Source organism: Bythopirellula polymerisocia, from assembly GCF_007860015.1.
GTDB classification, from domain to species: domain Bacteria; phylum Planctomycetota; class Planctomycetia; order Pirellulales; family Lacipirellulaceae; genus Bythopirellula; species Bythopirellula polymerisocia.
Genome location: NZ_SJPS01000008.1, coordinates 117,934 through 137,906, shown reverse-complemented (window position 1 = coordinate 137,906; position 19,973 = coordinate 117,934). Strand labels below are relative to the sequence as shown.

At 53.6% G+C, this 19,973-nt stretch carries 14 protein-coding genes; 5 read left to right on the top strand and 9 right to left on the bottom strand.

Going from position 1 to position 19,973, the window contains the following annotated elements; all coding sequences use genetic code 11:
• Positions 1 to 146 precede the first annotated feature (146 nt).
• Both Pla144_RS21220 and Pla144_RS21215 read left to right on the top strand, forming a co-directional pair.
• On the top strand, positions 147 to 1,325 hold the full coding sequence (locus Pla144_RS21220) for a DUF1573 domain-containing protein (protein WP_197530893.1): 1,179 nt from the start codon (positions 147 to 149) through the stop codon (positions 1,323 to 1,325).
• A gap of 135 nt (positions 1,326 to 1,460) precedes the next feature.
• Positions 1,461 to 3,002 carry a multiheme c-type cytochrome gene (locus tag Pla144_RS21215; RefSeq protein ID WP_197530892.1) on the top strand — a complete coding sequence of 514 codons (1,542 nt, stop codon included), beginning with the start codon at positions 1,461 to 1,463 and terminating at the stop codon, positions 3,000 to 3,002.
• A gap of 40 nt (positions 3,003 to 3,042) precedes the next feature.
• Here the strand turns inward: Pla144_RS21215 and Pla144_RS21210 are convergent, their stop codons facing one another.
• From Pla144_RS21210 to Pla144_RS21170, 9 genes are all read right to left on the bottom strand, one after another.
• The gene (locus Pla144_RS21210) at positions 3,043 to 3,792 is read right to left on the bottom strand and encodes a YebC/PmpR family DNA-binding transcriptional regulator (RefSeq protein ID WP_146452701.1); all 750 of its coding nucleotides are present in this window, start codon (positions 3,790 to 3,792) and stop codon (positions 3,043 to 3,045) included.
• Positions 3,793 to 3,852: 60 nt separating this feature from the next.
• On the bottom strand, positions 3,853 to 4,767 hold the full coding sequence (locus Pla144_RS21205; protein ID WP_146452700.1) for a hypothetical protein: 915 nt from the start codon (positions 4,765 to 4,767) through the stop codon (positions 3,853 to 3,855).
• An 80-nt stretch (positions 4,768 to 4,847) separates the two neighbouring features.
• Positions 4,848 to 5,255, bottom strand: coding sequence for a 30S ribosome-binding factor RbfA (rbfA, locus tag Pla144_RS21200; protein WP_146452699.1), 408 nt, complete (start codon positions 5,253 to 5,255; stop codon positions 4,848 to 4,850).
• 22 nt (positions 5,256 to 5,277) lie between these two features.
• A complete protein-coding gene (gene infB, locus Pla144_RS21195; protein ID WP_146452698.1) occupies positions 5,278 to 8,052 on the bottom strand; it encodes a translation initiation factor IF-2 in 2,775 nt (924 codons plus the stop codon).
• 174 nt (positions 8,053 to 8,226) lie between these two features.
• Positions 8,227 to 9,585, bottom strand: coding sequence for a transcription termination factor NusA (gene nusA, locus Pla144_RS21190; RefSeq protein WP_146452697.1), 1,359 nt, complete (start codon positions 9,583 to 9,585; stop codon positions 8,227 to 8,229).
• Between the two features lie 330 nt (positions 9,586 to 9,915).
• Positions 9,916 to 11,229 (bottom strand): beta-ketoacyl-[acyl-carrier-protein] synthase family protein, encoded by a 1,314-nt coding sequence (locus Pla144_RS21185; protein ID WP_146452696.1) that lies wholly within the window; start codon positions 11,227 to 11,229, stop codon positions 9,916 to 9,918.
• A 177-nt stretch (positions 11,230 to 11,406) separates the two neighbouring features.
• Positions 11,407 to 11,982 (bottom strand): hypothetical protein, encoded by a 576-nt coding sequence (locus Pla144_RS21180; RefSeq protein WP_146452695.1) that lies wholly within the window; start codon positions 11,980 to 11,982, stop codon positions 11,407 to 11,409.
• Between the two features lie 16 nt (positions 11,983 to 11,998).
• Positions 11,999 to 12,601, bottom strand: a complete 603-nt coding sequence (locus Pla144_RS25690; protein WP_146452694.1) for a DUF1559 family PulG-like putative transporter — start codon at positions 12,599 to 12,601, stop codon at positions 11,999 to 12,001.
• A 199-nt stretch (positions 12,602 to 12,800) separates the two neighbouring features.
• Positions 12,801 to 14,054, bottom strand: a complete 1,254-nt coding sequence (locus Pla144_RS21170) for a hypothetical protein (RefSeq protein WP_146452693.1) — start codon at positions 14,052 to 14,054, stop codon at positions 12,801 to 12,803.
• A 285-nt stretch (positions 14,055 to 14,339) separates the two neighbouring features.
• Here Pla144_RS21170 and Pla144_RS21165 point away from each other — a divergent pair, with 285 nt between their 5' ends.
• The 3 genes from Pla144_RS21165 (at position 14,340) to Pla144_RS21155 (ending at position 19,846) form a co-directional block, all read left to right on the top strand.
• Positions 14,340 to 16,442, top strand: a complete 2,103-nt coding sequence (locus tag Pla144_RS21165) for an ATP-binding cassette domain-containing protein (RefSeq protein ID WP_197530891.1) — start codon at positions 14,340 to 14,342, stop codon at positions 16,440 to 16,442.
• Positions 16,443 to 16,483: 41 nt separating this feature from the next.
• Entirely contained in the window at positions 16,484 to 17,947 is a 1,464-nt protein-coding gene (locus Pla144_RS21160) for an HlyD family secretion protein (protein WP_146452691.1), read from the top strand.
• A 249-nt stretch (positions 17,948 to 18,196) separates the two neighbouring features.
• Positions 18,197 to 19,846, top strand: a complete 1,650-nt coding sequence (locus Pla144_RS21155) for a TolC family protein (RefSeq protein WP_197530890.1) — start codon at positions 18,197 to 18,199, stop codon at positions 19,844 to 19,846.
• Positions 19,847 to 19,973: the final 127 nt, after the last annotated feature.

Below are 19,973 nucleotides of genomic sequence, written 5' to 3'. Positions count from 1 at the left end.
CAGGGGGCGGCAATGAGCCCCCGGTCTGCGTGAACGCAATGAGAATGCGGCGGTAGCCGTCTAAAACTAACTTTTATCCCGCTAACGGATCACGCTGGATATTCCAGTTCACGATGAACCAAGACACAAACCGGCAAGGAATGATTATGAAAAATATCTTGGGCGTGATCTTGTTTGCTGCGTTGAGCGGTGCCGGGTTGGGTGTTGCGCTGGGATACCTTGAAGGACGGCTACCCGATGCCCCGGCAGAAAACAAAGCTGCCGAAGATATTCAACAAGCTGCAGCACCTGTTTCCAAAGGTCCAGTTGCTGAGGTTCCGGAAACAACGTTCAATTTCAATCGCATGGAACAAGGTTCAGTGATGAGACATGCGTTCAAAGTTCTGAGTAGGGGCAGCAAGCCGCTCCACGTGGATGTTGTCAATACGACCTGTAAATGCACAGTAGGAGGTTTGTCAAAGAGCGATGTTCCTCCTGGCGAAGAGACTGAGGTCTTGCTGGAGTGGACCGCCAAGCAGTCTCCCGGTCCATTTCGACACGGGGCAACACTAGAGACGAACGATCCCCGACATTCGCGAATCGAACTTGTAGTGGAAGGGGAAGTTGTTGAATCGACAAGCCTCCGGCCATCGGAGTTTCTGTTCGGAAAAGTGCAGGCAGGTGATACCAAAGAGGCTTCTTGCTATCTGATTAGTAGCTTAGAGAACGACGTCAAGATCCTCCACCACAAGCTAAGTAATCCGGAACTAGCGAAACAGGTAGAGATAAGCACTTCTCCGATCGACGAGGCTGAATTGGATCAACTCAAAGCTCTGAGTGCTGTAAAGGTGACAGCCACATTTCAGGCGGGCAAGGCACAGGGGCCCTTTTTCGGCTGGCTCGAATTGGAGACCAACCTCCAGGGGGCTGAGAAACTATCCGTTCCACTCTCCGGCAACGTCGTGGGCGATATTTCGATTTTTGGTCCAGGTTGGATTTCCAGTCAAAACCTATTACAACTTGGCCCAGTAGATAGCAAAACAGGAAAAAAGGCTCGCCTGCTGGTTGCGGTTCGTGGCGAGCAAGCCAAGGATACTCAACTAACGGTAGCTAGCGTCGATCCAAAAGTGCTAAAAGTCACCTTGGGCGATGTTAAACAAATGGGTGAGAATTTGGCTCATTTTCCATTGATCCTTGAGGTTCCCGCTGGCACACCTCCCATGGTACGGATGAGTAAAGCGGGAGAAGACGACGATGCGGCCCGAGGTGATGGTGTGATTGTGCTTGACTCGACCCATCCAATTACCTCAGAAGTACGCCTAAAGGTGCGATTCTCCGTCGAGTAAGCCCTTCGCTCCGAGTAACTGCGCTGGCCTTCAGGTCTGATTACAGCTACGATTTTCTTCGACATTTTAATTCTTTTTGCACTAATTACCGACGAGCAGTGAGTGATCATGGAGTTCATGGCGGAACGATTAAGGATGAGGCGATTTTTCCTGGGAATACCGACCCTGGTTCTAATCGTGACTTTGGCCATCTCTTGTGGATTATATTCTGCCGAACAAGAGAAAACTGCCAGTGATCGGTCGGCTGAGATTGCCGATGCTCTTCACAAGAACGGACCAATTTTCGTCGATTGGCCGAAGCCGCAACTCACGCTCGTTTTCTCGGGAGAGACCGACGGTTATTTGGAACCATGTGGTTGTGCGGGTCTCGACAATCAACTGGGGGGAATGAAGCGTCGACAAACCTTTTTGAAGCAACTGGCTGATGATGGCTGGAATCCGGTCGCTCTCGATATGGGAGGACAGGTTCGCCGCACGGGTCCCCAGGCGGAGATGAAGTTTCGCTACGCGCTCCGCTCACTGCTCGATATGGACTACTCCGCCGTGACCTACGGGCTTAAGGATTTGCAGTTGTCGAGCGAGGCTATTCTTTTTGTCCTCGCCAATTTGGAGCCTGGCCAGAATCCGCTTGTCTCGGCCAATGTCGATCTGTTTGGCATGGCTGAGCCTTATCAAGTAATCGAAGCAGGGGGAAAAAAAATTGGTGTCACGGCGGTACTTGGGACAAAGCAAAAAATTCTCCTCGCAGGAAATGATGAAGTTAGCATCCTCGATCCCGTCGAGGGCCTTCGCGAAGTGGTCCCCCAACTCGAGGCACAGCAATGCGACCTCAATGTGCTGTTAGTGCATGGTGACCCGGCTGAGGCGGCTGATCTGGCCCGACAGTTCCCCTTGTTCGATTTAGTAGGTACCACAGGAGGGGCGGAAACCCCGCCTGACCGCTCGCGGCCCATCGAAGGGGCAGAATCTTATCTCATCGAAACGGGCCACAAGGGGCAGTACGTGATAGTTTTGGGTGTCTACGACGACCCCGAGCAGCCACTGCGATATCAGCGTGTCCCCCTTGATCATCGTTTTGAAGATTCCCCCGAAATGCAGCAGTTGCTTGTGGAGTATCAAAAGGAATTAGAAACAACCACGCTCGCTGGGTTAGGACTTACTGGCATCCGTCACCCTGAAGACTCTTTCGCCGGGAGTGCGGCCTGTGCCGACTGCCATATTGAGGCGACGGAAGTTTTTCTCAACACTCCGCATGCTCATGCGACAGATTCGTTGGTAAATCTCGTCCCCCCTCGGCATTTCGATCCGGAGTGTCTTAGTTGTCATGTCACAGGCTGGAACCCACAGGAATACTTTCCCTACGAGTCAGGTTTCGTTGGGCTGAAACAGTCTCCGTTGATGCAGGGCAACGGCTGTGAGAACTGTCATGGCCCCGCGGCTGCTCATGTGGCAGCCGAGTCAGGTGAAGAGACTCTCAGCGACGCTGAGATCGAAAGTCTACGCGCCGCCCTGAGACTAAAAATCGTAGAGAACGAAGGGAACGTGAGCGGCCAAACTCCACCCCAAGTAGTTGGCGCAGTGGTCAATAAGTGCCTAGAGTGTCACGACTTGGATAACAGCCCTGACTTTGACTTCCAAGAATACTGGCCCCAGGTTGAGCACCACGGGAAGAATTGAAATCCCACACCGGACTGAACGCTTTAGCGACCAGTAATGCTTACTCCTCCAATTCCGCCATCGCCTCGTCGGGAATATTAAAATTCGCTGAAACAGTCTGTACGTCGTCATGGTCGTCCAGTGCTTCCATCATTTTCAAAACCGCGCGGGCCGTTTCTACGTCCAGATCGACTGTGTCTTGAGGGATGCGAGTAATCTCGCGGGATTGGGTGCATATTCCCGCTGCATCGACGGCTTCACAAATGGCACCAAATACGTCGGGATCAGATATTATTTCGTAACTGTCGTCAAAGGTTTTTACGTCTTCAGCACCTGCGTCGAGGGCAAGCTCCAGTAGCGATTCTTCCTCGGTCTGAGACTTTTCGATTACAAGCAAACCTTTGCGATCAAACATCCAGGCCACGCAACCGGTAGCCCCTAACTTACCCCCAGCGAGTTCAAATATCTTGCGCACTTCGGGGGCAGTGCGATTGCGGTTATCAGTGAGGATTTCACACAACACAGCCACTCCGCCAGGACCATATCCTTCGTAGAGTACCGAGTCCAGGCTTCCTCCTTCCAGTTCGCCGGTTCCTTTCTTAATAGCCCGCTCGATGTTGTCCTTGGGCATACTGATGGCTTTGGCGTCGTTGATGGCATAACGCAACCGCAGATTCATCCCTGGATCACCTCCACCGTCACGAGCCGCGATGATGATCGCCTTGGAGAGCTTGCTCCAGAGTTTGCCGCGCTTGGCATCAATGAGAGATTTCTTGTGGGCGATATTCGCCCAATGAGAATGGCCAGCCATAGACAGGTGTTTTTTTGAGGTGTAAATTGGCCGCGATGCAACATATCACCGGGAAGAATTCTAACGGGGTTTCTTCTTCGTCAACTTTTTGTTGGAAGTCTTCTTGGCAACCCGCCCTGCGGTCTTGGTTTTCTTCTTTGGAAGTGCTTTCTTGCCAGTACTTTTTTTCTTGGCAACCTTCTTCTTTACCGGTTCGGTAGACTGGGCTTTAGTGGACTTTTTCTTCTTTTCGGTTGAAGATGGAGCCACTGCTTCGGTAGAGGTCTCCTTAGTAGGTGAGTCTGCTTTCTTCGACTGACGTTTGGGAAGGCGGTCTTTACAACTCGGATCAATCTCCAGCAAGATCTTGCGGATCGTCGGTCCATAGGGACTGCGGTGCAATTCAACTCCCAATTGATGGAGCTGCGTACTGACCTCGGTTGCTTTGGTCTTGGGGATCGCACGCTCCAATCCGGGAACGGATCCTTTGGCTGCTTCTGCGTCAGAGATGACGCCTACTACATGCATAGCCTCGAGAAGTCCCTGATTAATTGGAATTGAGTGTCCCCCTAGACCGTGCTGAGTCACATAAGAGATCGAGAAAGGGGTCGTCCCATGGAATTTCTGGAATTGTTTGATGGACTGCCCGATGTTCTGCTTCTTAAGTGGTTCCAGATCGAATGAGTAGAGGGTTTCGAACACGCTCTGCAATACACGCTTGAGTCGGGTTGCAGCCTCTTCTGAGTCGTTAAGTGCCTTGACGTGTTCACTCAATTCACGCACAGAGGAAACACGAACTTCATTCCAGTCGAAGTAATCATTTTTCAATGAATCAAAAACCTTCTCCGCATCTTCGTGAAGCGAATTCTCTAAACAACAAGCAAAAACAAGATGCTCCAATACGGTCCTTTCGCCGGTTGGTTCGCTAGGCTTGTAATGTTTCTTAACGACCTTCAAAACCTTATTGATCTGCGCTGCGCGGTTGTTGCTTGCCATTGATTGTGTTTCTTAACTAATTAGGAAATAATGTTAGTTTGAACTTAGACTAGTGAGTGTCGATCTAGGATCCGGCCAGATCAATCGACTTCTGGAAGCGGATCCTCACCTAAGTCATGTGTATTATCTGAGTTAGAGGACTCCTCTTCGGGGAGTACATCGCCAAGCATCTTGGCAATGGCGATGGATTTCTTTACACCCATATCTAGCTCAAAGCGGATGACTGGGGTGTAGCGGGTGTCGATTCGTTTCGAAACTTTTTGCTGCAAGTAACCCGCGGAACTTTGCAGGCCCATGAGACAAAGCTTTTGGGCAGCTTCATCGCCCATGACCGATACATGCACCTTCGCAACCCGCATATCTGGAGAAACCTCGACAAACGTCACGGTTACTCCCTCAATCCGCGGATCATGCAGATCCGTGAGAATCGCCATGCTGACGACCTCTCGAATCGCCTCGGCAGCTTTCAATACTCTTCTGGAAGTCATGCAGGTATCTTTCGCGGTCAGGCTACGAGTCTAACGACTCCTCAAAAGTACGACCCACTTCTTCCACCTTGTAGGCCTCAAACAGGTCGCCTTCTTTGACATCGTTGTAACCTGCGAGCTTGATGCCGCACTCTAAACCTTCTCGCACTTCCTTGGCGTCGGATTTTTCTCGCTTGAGGGTATCAATGGGATAGTCGCCAATGATCGTATTGTCGCGGATGATACGCACTCGCCCGTTACGGGCAATCGTGCCCGACAACACTCGGCATCCTGCGATCGTGCCGACTCGGCTGATCTTGTAGGTTTGTTGGACCAATGCGCGGCCCAAATCAACCTCGCGCTCCTCAGGCTTCAAGAGGCCCTCCAAAGCGGCCTTGATGTCTTCAGTGATCTTGTAAATGATTTCGTACCGCCGAACTTGCACACCGCGCTGCTCAGCCAGATTACGAGCGTTTTCATCGGCGATCACATTGAAGCCAATGATGATTGCATCCGATGCATCGGCAAGTGTGACGTCGGCTTCCGTGACGCCTCCCACCGACGCTTGCAAGAGTTTTATCTTCACCTCGGGATGATCCAGCTTGCCGAGTTCTTTCTGAATCGCCTCGATGGACCCGCGAACGTCGGCCCGCAGGATGAGATTCAGCGTTTGAACTTCGTTGGCTCCTTCGAGTCGATCGAATAACGTCTCCAGTGTGACGTGCTGCGCACCTCCGCTCAAAGTGACCTTTCGATTAGATTCAGCCCGCGCCTCAGCAATTGTACGGGCGTCGGCGATGTCGTCTAACACGTAGAAATGCTCACCGGCACCAGGTGCCATGTCAAACCCTGTGACATTGACCGGAGTACTGGGGCCAACTTCCTCGTAACGCTGCTCGGGGATAAGAGTATCGTACATGGCCTTGATGCGACCATAAGCATCTCCGCAGACGATCACATCACCCACTCGCAGTGTTCCATTCTGGACGATGATCTTAGCTACTACGCCACGACCGGCTTCCTGCTGAGCTTCCAGGCAGGTTCCCATCGCGGGCCGATTGGGATTAGCCTTATACTCGTGCAACTCTGCAACTGTCAGCACGGTATCCAGCAGGGTGTCGAGGCCATCACCTGTGATCGCGCTTGTCTTTACAACCTCGACATCACCTCCCCATTCACTTGGCAAAAGTCCGTTGGTCGAGAGACCCTGCATCACGCGATTCAGATCCACGCCGGGGAGGTCAGTTTTGTTCAAAGCAACCACGATTGGAACTTCGGCGGCTCGGGCGTGACTGATCGCCTCTTCGGTTTGAGGCATGACGCCGTCATCGGCTGCCACGACTAGGACAGCGATGTCAGTTACATTGGCTCCACGCGCACGCATTTCAGTGAACGCTTCGTGACCGGGGGTGTCGACGAAAGAAATCTTCTTTCCATCTTTTTCGATCGTGTAGGCACGAATGTGTTGCGTGATGCCTCCGCTCTCGCCGCTAACCACATCAATCTCAATGATGCGGTCCAAAAGCGATGTCTTACCGTGGTCGACGTGGCCCAGGAAGGTGATTACCGGCGGGCGGGGTACCAACTCAGATTCATCGTCTTGACGATCACGGATATTGGCCAGCAATTCGTCCTCGACGCTAACTGCTTCTTTCAGTTCGACATTGACTCCTAGCTCTGCCGCGATCAATTCGGTCAAATCGTCGTCGATTAAGGCATTCATGGTCGCCATCACTCCCTCTTCCATGAGGATTCGCAAGATCTGGCTCGCAGGGACGCCGGCTGCTTCTGAAAACTCACGTACCGTGCAGGGGAGCTGCAAGACAACTTTATCCTTACGAGGAGCAGCGGTACTCACACCAGTGCGGCGTGGACGACGCAGGGAGCGACGAGGGCGATACTCGTCACTTGCGCCTTCACGCTCTTTTAGTGAGTGTCGTTGCCGACTGAGTTGGCGCTGTTCTCGCCCACCGAGAATCGGGGCATCATCTTTGCCGGGGGAACCCTTGCCTTTGCCACGCCGTCCCTTGCCGGTTGCCGGTGTATCGTCCTCCAGAGGAGTAAGAGGAGTTTTGCCTTTACGCTTGGCATCGAGTGTATCTTCATGCCGCTTCAAATGGGCTGTGAGTGGCTTGCCGCTTGTTTTTCCAGGGCGCAGGGCCTCGGCTGGAAGTCGAAGATCGGGTTTTTGAATGGCCTCTTCTTTTTTGGTGGAACTCTTGGCAGGGGTTTCCGCTATCGGTATGGGTGCAAGCTTAAGGGCAGGTCGCCCACGCTGTGCTGTGCCCCCCATGGGCTTTGATTCTCGGCTTCCTTCTTTCTCCTTACCTGACGGTCCAATTGTCGGCAGCTTCCCCCCCACGTTACCAGGCCCTATGTAATCGTCGCGACGCATAACATTGGCCAATGGGCCATGACCTTCCTCAGACATTTCCATGGGTGCCGCGGCGGGCTCTACATGGGAATCGCTGGGATCTACAGCTTGCTCTTCAGCGGCAGCAGCTGCAGCAGCAGTTTCGAGACGCTTCTTGCGTAGCCCAGCCAATGGTGATGCAGGTCGTGGGGTCGAGAGCACAGGCATCTTGCCCTCGCGAACCGGCTCTTTGGGGCGTTCAGGAGCAGGAGCAGATTGCTTGCTCTGGGGGCCACTTTGTGGGCCAGGATTCTGGAAGTGTTCTGTGAGCTTGGTGACTTCCTCGTCCGTCAGACTAGCCAGCGCAGAGCCTTTCCCTCGGATACCAAGTCGTGCACAAACATCGACGAGCTCCTTGCTGTCTAACTTCAATTCCTTCGCTAATGAATAGATGCGAACGGCCAAAATCAAATTCTCCGTGCGAGCTTATTGGGTTGCATTTTAAGGTTGTAGCAATCTTCTAATGCCCGCGGTTAGTGTCAAAAAAACTTAGGAAACCATGAGTATTTTCCTCCTCATACAGTGACCTTCAACTGGCCTGGGGCAATACGGTGCCTTGCAGGCCATCAGGAAAACAAACTACTCCGGGCCTGTTGCCGGCTCGGGAGATTCGTCACTAGCGGCACCTTCTGCCGACTCAGATTCTGTTGGACCAGATTCTGCCGTGGCCGCCTCGACTTCCCCTGCTGCAGCTTCCATACGAGCAGCTTCGGCTTCCTCTTCCATGGCGGTGGCTGCCGCAATACGATCTTCTTCACGTTTTTGCCGGCGGGCAGCAGCAGCAGCAGCCTCGGCTTCTTCTGCCCGTCCTTCGGCTTGTTCGACAATCACATCGACTTGTTCTTCTGTCATCCCCCCCATTTCCATCAAGGCGTCAGGTTCGATAATCGACAAGTCGTCGTAGCTCAAGAAGCCCTCTTCCACCAGCCTTTCGGCCAGTTCTTGCGCGACTCCTTCAAGCGAACTGAAGCCCTGAACAGCCCGGTCGATCGACTCGGCGAGCTCATCCTGGGTCATGATTTCGATATCCCAACCAGAGAGTTTGCTGGCTAGGCGCACATTTTGGCCTCGCCGACCAATCGCGAGCGACAACTGATCTTCCCGCACGAGCACAATCGCTCGGCCCAGCATGCGGCACAGGATGACCTGCTCGACCTCGGCTGGCTGAAGTGCGTTGGGGATCAACACTTCGAGGTTGTCGTCCCAGCGAACGATATCGATTCGCTCGCCTCCCAATTCGTCAACAATGTTCTTAATGCGATTTCCTCGCACGCCGACACAGGCACCGACACAATCGACCCGCTGGTCACTGCTCGAAACTGCCACTTTTGATCTATAGCCAGGCTCTCGAGAAATCGCCCGGATTTCGATGACGCTATCGATGATCTCAGGAATCTCTTGCTCGAATAGCCGCTGCACCAGATGGGGTCGGGCACGGCTCAGGATTACTTTGATGCGACTGCCACTCTTGCGAACCTCGAAGACAGTGGCTCTCACACGCTCGTTGACATGGTGTGTCTCGCCGGGGATCTGCTCGCTTCGGGGGAGAATCGCTTCGACATTGGAAAGCGTGACCGTTGCGGCGCCACCTTCGTATCGCTGGACAACTCCGCTGACCATTTCGCCGATCAGATCGGTGTACTCGTCGTAAAGTGCATCCCGCTCCGCCTCGCGGATCTTCTGGATCATCACCTGCTTGGCAGTCTGAGCCCCGATCCGACCGACGGTTTCTTCTGAGTCGAGTACTTCACCGTCGCAGGTGGCGTTGATCGAACCATTTTCGCGGTCGATTTGGACAACTACATCCGACTCTTCGCCGTAGTATTTTTTCGCTGCCGAAACGAGCGCTGCCTCGATCCCCTCGAAGACAATTTCTTTATCGATATTTTTGTCTCGGTGGATCGCGTCGACAATTCTCAGCACTTCGCCAGCATTCATGTTTATTATCTCCGCGGCGTATTCGCCCACCGCCGGGCAACCAAGTTGTTCGGATTGTTTTCGAATTTTTGGGCCAATTGGGCATGGAAAAACCAGCCAGATCTAGCCGCACTCCAAGCGACGCCGCCCGCCGGTAGGCAGTCAGCTCGACCAAAACCCTTTTACCAAAGGGACTTAGCGCCGTTTGTAATCCAGTAATGATAACCGACCCAATCGGAGTGTCAACCGGCGGAATTACGCCTCATCATGTCATTCCCGGGAAGGCGAGAACGCAAGAGGCATGTGTCCGACGACTATCTGGATTCCGGTCTGCTCGAAAGACTGGATATGCTACACCTGGGACACAAGGATTGCCGCAGCCTGTGCCTGGGGAGTAACACTGAGTTTCAAGAAACTTGTCCCCGGTGGGAGATCTCCAACAGCCGAGACGCTCAGAGGGCAAGCGGGGTCAGGGGAAGAGTAATTTAGGGTGCCAAAAAGTTGCTCTTTTCCCAAGGCGAGTGTACTTGCCACCAACTCGACGATGCCGCTGCCGGCACCCAAATTGCCGAAGTAACTCTTGGCTGCGACGACCGGCACGGTTCGGGACGCATCGCCAAAGACTTCTCCGATGGCGGAAGACTCGTCGGCATCGGACTCGGTGGTTGACAGACCATGGGCATTGATGTGCCCACACTCGGCAGCAGTGAGCTTGGCCGAATCAATCGCGGCCCGCATGGCATTAGTGAGTGCCTGGCGGCGGTTACCTGCCAAGTGGGAGTTGGTCACGATGCTGCTTCCTGTACCGAGGATTTCACCGTAGATCGTCGCTCCACGCTGCTGGGCAGATTCCATTTCCTCGAGCACGATTGAACCGGCACCCTCTCCCACCACCATACCGCTCCGTTTGGCATCGAAGGGCCGTGAGGCCTCAGCGGGTGGGCATTCGGGGCTGGCAAGCTGTTCGGTCTGAATCGCGTGGACTGTCTTGAATGAGTGGATCCGTGTTCCCGTCGCACCGGCGAGCATCAGATCAGCATGCCCTCTTTGAATCGTGTGTACCGCTTCCCGAATCGCCATGAGTCCGGAAGCCTCACGCATCGTGAGCGAATTATTCGGCCCGCGCAGGTCGTTGAGGATTGCGATATGGCTTCCCGGCATGTTGGGCAAAAACTTGAGCATCCATAGCGGACTCATTTGCTCCAGACCAGAACTGCCCCAATCGGGATAAGAAAACTTACTCTCGCGAGCACCGCACTTCACCATCCCGTCAACGAAATCATCTGGGGGGCTGAGCATATAGTCACTGCCGAACACCACGCCGCTTCGCTCCGGATCTCTATCCGCAATTTTCGCATCGGCCAGCGCCTGCTGGGCCGCAGCGATGGCCATCATCGTTTCGCGACACATCACCTTGAGTGCCTTGCGGATCGCTTTCTTGATTTCCTTTTCGAGCGGGCCAAAGTTGTCGATCTCCCCGGTGAAATCGAGGCACTCTCCGCCGAAAGTTACACGGTCCTCGATCGGGGGGAGCAGCGTCAACGGGCGGACGCCACTGCGTCCACCAGCGAGAGCATCGCTCAACTCAGCAACTGAGTTTCCCAGCGGGCAGACCACTCCCAGACCGGTGATGACAACGCGACGTGGTGAGACGGAGGAATTCATTCAAATGGAGAGCGGGTCAGCAGGCAGAAACTACGACTCTCCAGGATAGCCATCCAGCGGCACTAGGGCTACCCGGCATCGCCTATCATTCCTAGCCAGCCCGCCACGCGGTCCGAGAGCCACCATTTCGCGTCAGCACTTCTCTCGCAGATTGCAACGCAGTCCGGTTGGGGAAGACTAGAAAAACCGCCCCCCGCCCCCACCTGCTTTGGGATCCAGTCCACGCTGTTTCATGCGATCATTGTACATCTGCATGGTCGTCTGGAACTTGGCTCGCTGTTCGGGAGTCGTCCAGTCCAGCATCTTCTTGCGGAATTCGTCCACCTTCTGCGGTGTAGGAGGCCCGCCTCCCGGCCTGCCGCCACCAGGTCCACCACCTGCCGTAGGACCTCCACCGTTCTTCTGGCGGGCCAGAGATTCATCGATCTTTTTGTCCAGTTCCTTTTTCTGTTCTTCGGGGGTCAATGCCAGGAACTGGTCAAGTCGTGCTTCCATCATCTTCATAAAGAATGGGGCACTGCTCTCAAAGAATGAGCGGCGTTGCTCTTCCGAGAGCCCCTTCATTTTTTCGCCAAATGCCTGGCGACCGGCCTTCTGCTCTTCTTCAGTCACCTCATTCCGCCGAGCAAACTGTTCGTCGCGAAGTTTTTCCAACTCCGCCAGCGCGGGGTCCTTACCGCCATACCAACCCCACCCAATCACAGCCAAAACCAATAGGATTGCAACGCCGATCAACGCATTCTTGTTGTTCATGTCATCGTTTCCTGTTTTACTCTTCCGGCACTACAACTGCATCCACGTGACCATCCAGATAGGCATAGTTTCGCGCGCCATCCTGCCCCGGCGACCCATGAAAGGGTCCGTAATCGTAGACTACCCATACCGTACCGCTACCACCATAGGCCCGCTTGGGGTCGTCGAGTACCTCAGGTCTCGTTTTTCCTGCCAAGCCAAATGTTGGATATTCATAACTCAATCCTTCCTTCTCGAAGTAGGAATTGAACTGCGATAGCAGAGTGTCGTCGTCTGTGCTGGAAGACTCGGGATCGTGGTCGTAGTAGTCGCTTGGACAATGGAAGATCTCTTGGTTCCGCTCACAATAGTCTGCCAGCACATCGTAGAGGGATGGAAGATTCAAGGGGTTCGATGTCCGCGGTAGCTTGGCCACCTCAGGAAACTTGCCTCGCTCTCCCTTCCGATCCAGATATTGCGTCATTGCCAAGCCGATCTGGCGGAGATTGTTCTTGCAATGAGTATTGCGTGCCGCTCCCCGTGCCGCTTGCACTGCTGGGAGCAACAAGCCGACCAACACACTTATGATGGCAATGACCACCAAGAGTTCCACGAGCGTAAAAGCTTTTTTGTGTTTCATGTGATCGCCGCCCCAAAGCCGGAAAACCCGGTCTGCACTTTAATACGCGGTGACATACCCTGGCATTACAACCCCGCTGGCACGAAAAGGTTTCGATTCAGCAAGTGAGGTTGCTAGCGCCCCCATTTTATCTGTGGGGGTCGTGTTAGGGTAGAGCAAGCCTTAGCCGCGTTGCAAAGCATCGTAGGGGTACAACGCTCTAATACCGCCCATGAAAGGTCTTCGCATCTGGCCGGCTAGCCGTTTGCGGTGGGGGTGCGACAGTGCCGGTCGGCATGGAAGTGTTTGGGCCGCGACTTTCGACAAATAGGAGGGCATCGGCACGTGGCGGCGATTTCAGAATCGGGATCGTATCCGTGATGAAATTCGGCTTGGCTGCCCCAGGCTTGGCCACGACACCCATGCTCAAGAGCAACACTTGATCGGTGGGCCAGCGAAATCGCTCATGGATCTGCACCATCGTCATTTGCGGCACCTGACACTCGGTCCGCTGGTTCTGGGCCACCGCGGTGGGTACTTCCAACTGCACCGACAGCATCTTTTCCACTTGAGTGAGTTTCAACTTAAGCACTGCGTCCACAGTTCGAGTGTCTAGCGCCATCAGAGGGCTGAATTCCATGCTGAACCCTTCATCGAATTGTCCCATCTCCGGTTGAAAGCCGGGCCAGGTTTGATCGGTTCGGACTACCCCTTTGGTGTAAGTCACCGGTCGCATCGTTGAGATCACGAGCGACGCCCCGTTCTGTACCATTTGGTGAGGTGCATTGTGTTCGTGGAAGTCAGTTCGACGCTTGAGTTCGGAGAGAAGCAGCGCAGCATCTTCCTTCGCCAGGATCCACCCCTGTACGCCAGGTGACTGTACCGGAATCGATTCCATCAGCGGCAACGCTCGCGTTCGCCAGTTGGGGCTCCCGATAGTGACGATTCGCAGACCAAATCCATGGTGTTCTGCGCTGCTATTCACGAATCGATCCACGATGTCGGCAACGATCGCCTGCATTTGGGGCGTGTGATAAACTCGCAACGTCCGCTGGTCGGCGCTCAACAAACCGACAGGTTTGGAATGCCATGCTTCGTAACCCGTCTCGCGTAGAATCCAGTCAACGATCGCCTGCTCAGGCGCGGCGGTGTTCTGTACACGCAGGGTATATGGGCTGATGTCATATTCACGCCACACCTGACCATCTTCATTGGGCAGCGTACCGCTTCCCTTGGAAACCTGGGCATGGCTCGATTGGCCATAAGTTCCACCCGCCGGAACGCTGCCTCCCGGTGTAACCGGACTTACTTCAGCGACCGTCGGCAATACTGAATCGAGCGGCGTGGCATTCGGTTCGGCACTCGACGCCTGCCAACCGCTTGCGCCGGGTCGCCCTGGATCAAGCGATTGAGCGGTCACCAGTTGAGAGCTTGTGAGCGTGATCAGTGCGATAAACGCGATGCGAATGAGCATCGGTAACCTCCTAATGAAGACGTGCGACGAGAAGCGGGCGAGAAGTATAGAAACGAGCGCCAGCGGTCACAAGTCCACGTCCCCAACAGACCCGCTAGCATTCGGGAGATGTCTTGCCGATGCCCGATTCCTCTGGCCTTATTCTTCGCATTTAAGCATCATGCTCCGATTGTCTCTGGAGTCGGATTCTCATAGACTTCATGAAAATGCTGGCGGAATATTCCATCCAGACAGGTAATCTAAATGGCCACCACGATAGGACTTGAATCCTCCCGAGAACCGAGCATGGGCTCCTCCCAATCCCAGGAGTTTGACTCGGTACTCTCCGCTGTGCTAACGCGAATGGCCCAGTCTGCTGGTCTGACGGTCGATGAACTTCTCGTTAGGCAGTGGATCCGCGAGGCCCGTGCTAGCGTCCCCGGCGACGTCGAATCGCACTGGTGGCAATGGCTGAAGATCGCTGCTTCGAGCCTGGGACTGAGCGCCCGCACCGTTGAACTATCTCACCAGCAGGCAATCGCATTGGTCACCGATGGGATGTCCATGGTCACCGTTGTCAATCACCAAGGTGAAACTGCTGCGGTACAGCTCATGCGGCAAAAGAATCGGATTGTTGCCAAATACTTGACGGTATTCGAGAACAAGATTCTCGATGAGGCAGCTCTTTCTGCTTTGTTCGAAGAAGGAGAACAGGAGGGCACAAATCGCTGGCTAGTCTCGAATGCGGTTGACTATCGCAGCAATTTGTTGCCCAAAGCCAAGCCTTGGAAACGATTGCTGGCAATTATTAACGCCGAAGCAAGCGACATATGGATCGTCGTTTTGTTTGCGTTCTTGGTCGGTCTATTGAGCCTTGCTACTCCGATCGCGGTCGAATCCTTGGTCAACACGGTTTCTTTCGGCCGCTTATTGCAGCCGGTGATCGTGCTGTCTCTCCTGCTCCTAGGATTCCTATCTTTCAGGGCAGCAATGCAAGGCTTGCAAACGTATTCAGTCGAGATTATTCAAAGACGGATGTTTGCTCGGATGACTTCTGCACTCAGCTATAGACTGCCGAGGGTCGATGAAGAGGCACTCGACTCCACCGACGGGGCCGAATTAGTCAATCGGTTTTTGGATATAGTAACTGTCCAAAAAGTGATGGCCAACCTGTTGCTGGATGGAGTCGCGATCGTGATGACTACCCTGATTGGCATGGCAGTGCTCGCCTTCTATCACCCCTTGTTGATGGTATTCAGCATTCTGCTCCTATTATCGGTAGTGACGGGGATTGTCATTCTTGGGCGTGGGGTGGTCCGTACAGCAGTCGAAGAATCCAAGTACAAGTACCATGTGGTCTCTTGGTTTGAGGACATCATCCATTCCCGATTGGCCCTCAAACTTGGAGGGGCTGCCGACTTTGCCACGGAACGGTCTAATCATTGGACAAATGCTTATCTCGGTGCTCGCCAAAGGCATTTCAATATTCTGCTGCGGCAAATCCTCTTCGTACTATTTCTGCAGGCAATTGCCGCGACCGTGTTACTGGGACTTGGGGGTTGGTTGGTGATACAGGGCCAGTTATCTCTAGGACAGCTCGTGGCTGCAGAAATCATCGTCACGGCGATACTTGGCTCTTTGACGAAGCTAGGCAAACACTTGGAAGGGATCTACGACGCACTAGCTGGGGTCGATAAATTGGGATACCTATTCGACCTCCCCCTCGAATCAATTACAGGCTTGATTCAAACTTGGCCTCCTGGCGCGGTTGAAGTTGTACTGACGGATTTGAATTATCCGATGAGGGGAAAAGACGTCTTCTCTGCGCCGGTCAACTGCAAGTTTCGCTCTGGTGTGATTTCCGCAATTACGGGCCCGTCAGGCAGTGGCAAAAGCATCTTGCTCGATCTACTCTACGGACTTCGCCATCCTTCGACGGGGCACATCGATCTAGCAGGTTTCGAGCCGCGCGAAATTCGTCCCGAAACCTTGCGCGAAAAAGTTGCCCTCGTGCGATCTGATAATTTTCTGACGGGCACAGTGGCTGAAAATGTCCATCTGCACCGAGCTGAAGTGGGCACCGCCCAAGTCCGAGAGGCCCTCACTGATGTCGGGATGGTCGATGGATTGAGACTCCTTCCCCAGGGATACAACACTCACCTTACCCAGCAAGGCGTACCACTTACCTCATCTCAGCAGCAGCAAGTCCTCCTAGCGAGGGCCCTCGCGGGATCGCCTAGTTTGCTCCTTATCGATAGCTCATTAGATCTGCTGCCAGCAGAAAAAGTTGCCAATATTATGGGCATTTTAAGAGATAAAAAAATGACTGTCTTGGTGGCCACGAACCGACCAGACGTCATCAGCCTCTGTGAAGATGAAATCAAATTGGGATCCCTTCTCAGCACCTAAGCTGTCGAGAAACTGATAGCAATTCAAGCGAGTAGAAGACTATGAGCAATGCTCCCACAGGCTTGATTGGAAGCCAGGACAATGCAGACACATTTGACAATGCTGAGGACATGTTCCCCACCACGCAATTGGTGCGGCTCTCTAGGAGCATACGCATTTTGTCCAAGGTCTTGCTTGTCCTGCTTTGTTTGGCACTTCTTGCCATGATATTCGCACCTTGGCAACAAACGATCACGGGTAGTGGAGACGTCGTGGCCTATGATCCAATGGATCGCCGTCAAACCGTCGAAGCTCCCGTTAAGGGGAAAATCATCCGTTTCGGCGAAGGAATTCAAGAAAACGCGTTTGTCAAAGAAGGCGAAGTCATTCTCGAACTCCAAGATATCGACCCCAATCTCACGACTCGCTTGGAATCGCAATTGCTTCAAAGCCAGCGAAATGTTGAAGCTGCTCAAGAGCATGTCGAGGCCTCCAAGCGTCAATTGGAATTCACCCGAACTATTGTCGACTCCTACGTATCTCAGGTCGCTGCATTCGAGTCGGTAAGGACCGAGACGGTCGGTGCAGCCGAGCAGTACATTAGCATGGCTGAGAGCAAAGTTGCTGCCGAGAAAAACAACTTGATTGCTGCCGAAGCGGCTCTCCGCCAATCCAAGGCCGATTATTCACGCCAAAAGGAACTGCACGAGGAGGGATTGGCCTCGCAATTGAAGATGCAGCTCGCCGAGCAAAAATTCCACCAAGCCGAAGCCAAGGTCGATCAGGCAAAGTCTTATGTCGAGGCGGCTCTGAGCGAGGTGGCCGCCAAACGTCGCGAGCGCGATGCTAAGGAGCGAGAAGCGCAAGCCAAGATCGATTCGGCAAATGCCGTGCTCCGCAAGGCCCGTGGCGATATCGCCAAGGGCGAGAGTGATGTGGCCAAATCCAATTCCGAAATATCCAAAGCCGAAAAGGAGCTTGCCGATTCCCAGATCAAACTCTCGCGACAGCGTAGTCAGCTTGTGCGTGCTCCTCGCGATGGCTACATCGTGCGTCTAGTCGCCAATCAAGGGAGTGGTTTAATCAAAGAGGGGCAGGCCCTGTTCGAAATCGTTCCACAGGCTGAAAAGCTGGCAGCACAAATCTGGGTCGACGGCAACGATGTGCCCTTATTGTCCGAGGGGCGACATGTCCGTTTGCAGTTTGAAGGCTGGCCTGCCGTTCAGTTCTCCGGATGGCCTTCGGTGGCAGTGGGGACATTTGGTGGAAAGATCGCCCTAATAGACTCTACGGATAGCCAGAATGGCAAATTCCGCGTGCTAGTACTTCCCGATGAGAACGAACCCCCTTGGCCAGAGTATCCCTACCTTCGCCAAGGCGTTCGTACCAATGCTTGGGTCCTGCTTGACCAGGTTCGGCTGGGCTACGAGGTTTGGCGCCGAATGAACGGATTCCCCCCCTCGCTTAAGAGCATGGACAGCAAGCAAGAGGGCAAAGATAGCAAGACCCCGAAAATCAAGATTTGATGTCTTGCTATCCCCCGTTCGCGTTACAGTTAGCGTTACCCGACTGCCGATGCTATCTGATGTGAAGCAGTGGCTATTCAGCTTTTCCTAGCCCACTGCGCTATTCTTGCAATCAATCAGAGTAAATTGGCTGCTTCTGTGAGACTCCACTCTCCAATCTCGCTGCTAGCACTATGTATGTTAGCTCTCGGGTGCGCGACTGATAGTCACGTGACTCCGGCAAGGGATGCGCATCTAAAAACTTCCTCAGTGGCTAACTACTCCTCTCCAGCAGAAGAGGTTGTCGAAAATAAACTTGGCGATCTGCCCCTTGGAGAGAATTCAATCGAGGACGTAGAGAACCTTGAGCCAGCCACGTCAAATGCACTGCAAGCGTCTACTCAGTCTTCGGATCAATCCTCCTCGATCAAGCTTCTATCTGCGATCGAGGAGTTGCCTCCCATACCAGGGCAGGAAACGGAGGTGGGCAACGACTCGCTGCTATCGGATGGCTCGATGCAAGTCGACTTGGAAATGGTCATTCAGGCGGTTTACTTGCACTTCCCCTTGATTCGAGCCGCGCAGGCTTCACGAGGGATTGCTGCTGGCGATACTCAGAGTGCCAGGGGAGCGTTTGACCACAAACTTGCCAGTGGTTCTGAAAATCAAGCCTTGGGTTTCTACGAAAATTATCGACAAGAACTCTACGTCAAGCGCGATACCTATTGGGGAGGAGAGGTTTTCGGAGGCTATCGGATCGGAAGGGGCAATTTCGAGCCGTGGTATCTTGAGCGACAGACCAATGCAGGGGGTGAATTCAAATCTGGCGTCGTGGTTCCTTTGGCACAAAATCGCTGGATCGACGCTAACCGGGCAGAACTGTGGCGTGCCCAACTCGAACGCCGCCGCGTCGAGCCTGCCATTCAAGCAGAGATCATCGCGAGTATTCTGGACGCAAAAGTTGCCTATTGGATGTGGATCGCTGCTGCCGAGAATCGCACAGTCGTCGACAATCTCCTTGATTTTGCCCTCGAAAGAAACTCAGCTCTCAAAAGACAGGTAGAAACGGGCGACCGAGCGGAGATCGAGTTGGTCGATAACCAACGCTTGATTGTCTCACGCGAATCGAAGTTAATCGAAGCCAATCGAAAGCTGCAGCAATCAAGCATAAAACTTGCATTGTATCTACGTAGCGCGGATGGTGCGCCATTGATCCCCGATGAGGATTGGATGCCAGGTGGTTTTCCCGATACGATCTCTTTAATCGATCACTCGGTTGATGAAGATATCGTTGTTGCTCAGCAAAACCGACCCGAAACGCGCGAGTTAGATCTACAACGCAGGCAGCTGAATGTAGACCTCCAGCAGGCCGAGAACTTATGTCTTCCCGAGGTTAACGGGGCGCTCATCGCTTCGCAAGACGTTGGTCAAGCGACAAGTTTCAAGAAAGACAAGTCAGAGTTTGAACTCACGGCGGCCATGTTTGTCGACGTCCCCTTGGAGCGCAACAAAGCCCTGGGAAAAATACGCGCGACTCGTTCCAAGATTGCTCAGGTTACCGCCAAACGCCAGTATACAGCCGACAAGATTTCTACTGAAGTACGCTACACACGAACAGCCCTTAGAGCAGCTTACGAACGTGTCGGCAAGATTAAAGAGAGCGCTGACCTGGCAGTTCGTATGGAGCTTGCCGAGCAAAAAGCCTTCGAACTTGGTGCGAGCACGCTGCTGAATGTCAATCTTCGCGAACAACAGGCAGCCGATGCCGCCGCTGAATTGGTGGCTGCTAGATTCGATTACTTTGTCGCTTTGGCCGAATACCAGGCCTCCCTCGGTTTTTCGGATTCCTTGGTGTCCGAAAACAAGGATCAAGAAGCAGCCGAGGAAATAGAGATTCCGGCTCTCCCCAACATGAACTAGAATTCATGCGATAGGCTCCTGGTCTAAATCTGGCACACTGCCGCGGGTATATGGGATGTGGGCGTTCAATAGCTTGGCCAATTGGACCAATTGGCTATCGCTAGGTAAGCTAATAGAATAAAGCCTA